At 68.6% G+C, this 3,453-nt stretch carries 3 protein-coding genes; 1 reads left to right on the forward strand and 2 read right to left on the reverse strand.

All coding sequences use genetic code 11. The annotated features are described in order from the left end of the window. Window positions 1–222: 222 nt before the first annotated feature. Both K206_RS0123305 and K206_RS0123310 read right to left on the reverse strand, forming a co-directional pair. A complete protein-coding gene (locus K206_RS0123305; RefSeq protein WP_020204804.1) occupies window positions 223–1,539 on the reverse strand; it encodes an ArgE/DapE family deacylase in 1,317 nt (438 codons plus the stop codon). Between the two features lie 91 nt (window positions 1,540–1,630). Next, the gene (locus tag K206_RS0123310; protein WP_020204805.1) at window positions 1,631–2,977 is read right to left on the reverse strand and encodes an MFS transporter; all 1,347 of its coding nucleotides are present in this window, start codon (window positions 2,975–2,977) and stop codon (window positions 1,631–1,633) included. Window positions 2,978–3,155: 178 nt separating this feature from the next. On the opposite strand from K206_RS0123310, the gene K206_RS39045 reads away from it, so the two are divergent. Further along, the coding region (locus K206_RS39045) for a winged helix-turn-helix domain-containing protein (RefSeq protein ID WP_155888196.1) at window positions 3,156–3,453 on the forward strand (298 nt) is incomplete at its 3' end.

Consider the following 3,453-nt stretch of genomic DNA (forward strand, 5'->3'; position numbering starts at 1 on the left):
CCAGGCAGGCGCACAGGGTTGCGAGGATGGGAAGGAGGGGTTTCAAGATCACACTGTCTCGCCGCGGCGAGACCGGGAATCGCCCGCCGCCGCTCGTTGCCGAAGGAAGCATTGTCGCAGCTAGTGGCGCTCCCGGGCCAGTATCCTGAATCGCGGACCCGCCGGGCCCCTTTCCGCGATGCCCTCTTCGACCCTCTCCGGCAGTCCCTCCGGCCGGCGGCGCTAGGCCGCCAGCGCCTCGACGCCGCACCAGCTGGCGATGAAAAGCGCCAGCGTCTTGGTCACCATGCGCACGGACTGCAGGTTGACCGCCTCGTCGTAGCCATGCGGCATGCGGCATTCCGGGCCGTAGACGATGGCCGGCGTGTCGGCGTACAGGCCGAAGAACCGGGCATCGGTGGCGGCCGAGGTCGAATACTCCTGCAGCGCCTCGCCGAACACGCGCTCGTGGCTGGCGCGCAGCGCGGCTTCCACGTCCTCGCCGTTCTCCAGCACGTAACCCTCGGCCATGAAGCCGTGGTAGATCACGCGCGGCGGATGCTTGGCCAGGAAAGGATCGCGGGCCGCGGCCGCGGCGATGAAGGCCTCGATCTCCGCCCTGGCGGACGCCAGGCTCTGGCCCGGATACACCGCCACGCGCATGTCGAAATGGCACCACGCGGGCACGCTCGAGGCCCAGTCGCCGCCGGCGATCTTGCCGAGGTTGAAGTTGATGGGATGCGGGTGGCAGCAATAGTGCCGGTAGTCCTTCTTGCGCGCGTTCCAGGTGACTTCCAGCGCCTTCAGCTCGCCGATCAGGAAGATCGCCTTCTCGATCGCGTTGGCGCCGGCGCCCGAGAACGCCGCCGAGGCGTGCTGCGGGTCGCCGTCGACCTGCACCTGGAACCACATCGGCCCGACCTGGGCCCGCATGAGCTTGGGCAGCAGCGGCTCGGGAATGAAGGCGGCGTCCGCCCGGTAGCCGCGCTGCAGGCAGGCCAGCGCGCCGTTGCCGGTGCATTCCTCTTCCACCACCGATTGCAGGTACACGTTGGCCGCGGGCTGCAGGCCCACCGCGCGCAGCGCGTCCAGCGCCGACATGCAGGCCACCAGCCCCGCCTTCATGTCCCCGGCGCCGCGCCCGTGCATCCAGCCGTCGACGATCTCGGCGCCGTACGGGTCGCGCGTCCATTGCGCCAGCGGCCCGACGGGCACGACGTCGATGTGCCCGTTCAGGATCAGCGAGCGCCCGGCCTGCGTGCGCGCGCGATGCGCGCCGACCACGTTGAAGGCGTTGTCATACGAGACCGCCACCGGCGAGAAGCCCGGCAGGTGCCGGATCTTCTCGACGTCGATCTGCCACTGGTCCACGGCATAACCGCGCGCGCGGTATTGCCGCGCCATGAAATCCTGGGCCGTCGCCTCCTCGCCGCGCTGCGAGGGAATCCTGACCAGTTGTTGGAGCAGTTCGGTCTGCGTGTCGAAGCCGCTGTCCACCGCGTCGAGAATGCGCGCGGCGAGAGAGTCCGCCAGCGGCGTGGCGAGTTCGTTCTGGTTCATGCGTTTGCCTTTGAGATCATTGCCGGCGGCAGCACCCTGGCGCCGGTTTCCGGATGTTCCGATGCGGCCGCCGATGCGGCCCGCGCGCGCCTCAGCCCCGCTCCACGGCCATGCCGGGATAGTCGCCGGCCGCTTCCTGGCGGTCCTCCGCGGACGCGCCCTCGCCATTGGGGATGAGCAGCGCGGCCAGGAACGTGCTGCCGGCGATCAGCGCGAACAGCAGCGCCAGCGGCCCCCATTGCAGGCCGTACTGCTGCGCGATCCACAACCCCACCAGCGGCGTGGTCCCGCCGAAGACGGCGCCGCAGATCTGGAAGCTCAGCGAGATGCCGGTGTAGCGCACGTTGACCGGGAACGCCTTGGGCAGGAACGGCGCCAGCACCGCGTAGTAGGCGCCGATGAAGGCCGTGGCCACCAGGATGCCGATGGCGATGTTGGTCAGGTCGCGGGTCAGGATGAGCATCATCATGGGCGCCGCCCACAGCACCGCCGCGCCCGACACGATGGCGATGAACCTGCGCTCGCCGAGGCGATGGGCGAGATAGGAGGCCAGCGGGAAGCTCAGGAACTCGACCAGGCCGGTGTAGGTGACGATCTTGAGGATGTCGGGCTTGGCGACGTGCAGGTAGTTGGTGGTGTAGGTGATCATCAGCGTGGTGATGAAGTAGAACCCGGAGATGCCGAGCATGGACAGCCCGATCCCCGCCACCAGCCGGCCTTTGAAGCGCGCGAAGATCGTGCGCAGCGGCGCGACCTCGACCGCGTGCGCGCTCCGCGCGCGCGCCTCGCGGTGCGCCTCCAGCTCCGGGCTCTCGTTGACGCCGCGCCGGATCAGGAACGCCACCAGCACCAGCACCGCGCTCACCAGGAACGGGATACGCCAGCCCCAGCTCCTGAAATCGTTCTCGGGCAGCGCCGACACCACCTGGAAGATCGAGGTCGCCATGATCAGGCCGACCGGGCTGCCGTATTGCGGCGCGGCGGCCAGGAAGGTGCGCCAGCGCCGCGGCGCGTGCTCGGCGGCGATCAGCACCGCGCCGCCCCACTCGCCGCCCACGGCGACGCCCTGGACCAGCCGCAGGATCACCAGCAGGACCGCCGCCGAGATGCCGATGGCGTGATACGACGGCAGCAGCCCGATCAGCGTGGTCGACACGCCCATCAGCAGCAGCGTGATGATCAGCGCTTCGCGGCGGCCCACCTTGTCGCCCAGGTGGCCGAACAGGATGGCGCCGAAGGGCCGCGCCACGAAGCCCACGGCGAAGGTGCCCAGCGACGCGAGCGTGCCCATGAAGTGGTCCTTGGTGGCGAAGAACACGTCGCCGAACACCAGGGCCGACGCGGTGGCGTAGCAGAAAAAGTCGTACCACTCGATGGTGGTCCCGAAGAATGCGGCTGCGGCCGCCCGGAATGGCTGCCGCGTCGTTGTCGTACCCATGTTCTGTCTTCCTTCGTGATTGGTGGTGCCCGTTGCGTCCACACTCGCGGCGCGAGCCGCCGCCGCGAGTCACCGCCGGATGACTGGATCTGTTCGGATGGGTAGGCGGCGATTGACTATAGCAATCGATGGCTATAGCCTATATATCCAAATACGTTTATTTGATGAGGCCATTTCGATGCGCGCCGTGCTGCTTACCGACCTGCTTTCGCAAGCGCTTTCGAGGTCGGGGGAGGAACCGATGCAGCGCCAGATCTACCAGGTGGTGCGGCGCGCGGTGCTCGACCACACGCTGGTCGCCGGGCAGAAGCTGCCCTCCTCGCGCGCGCTGGCGCAGGACCTGGGCATCTCCCGCATCACCGTCTCGCTGGCCTACGACCGCCTGATCGCGGAGAACTATCTCAATGCCAGCAGCGGCAGCGGCACCTTCGTCGCGCCGACCAGCGTGCGGCCGCTCGGCGGCGCGTCCGAGGCGA

It is taken from the genome of Cupriavidus sp. WS (genome assembly GCF_000395345.1).
GTDB classification, from domain to species: domain Bacteria; phylum Pseudomonadota; class Gammaproteobacteria; order Burkholderiales; family Burkholderiaceae; genus Cupriavidus; species Cupriavidus basilensis_B.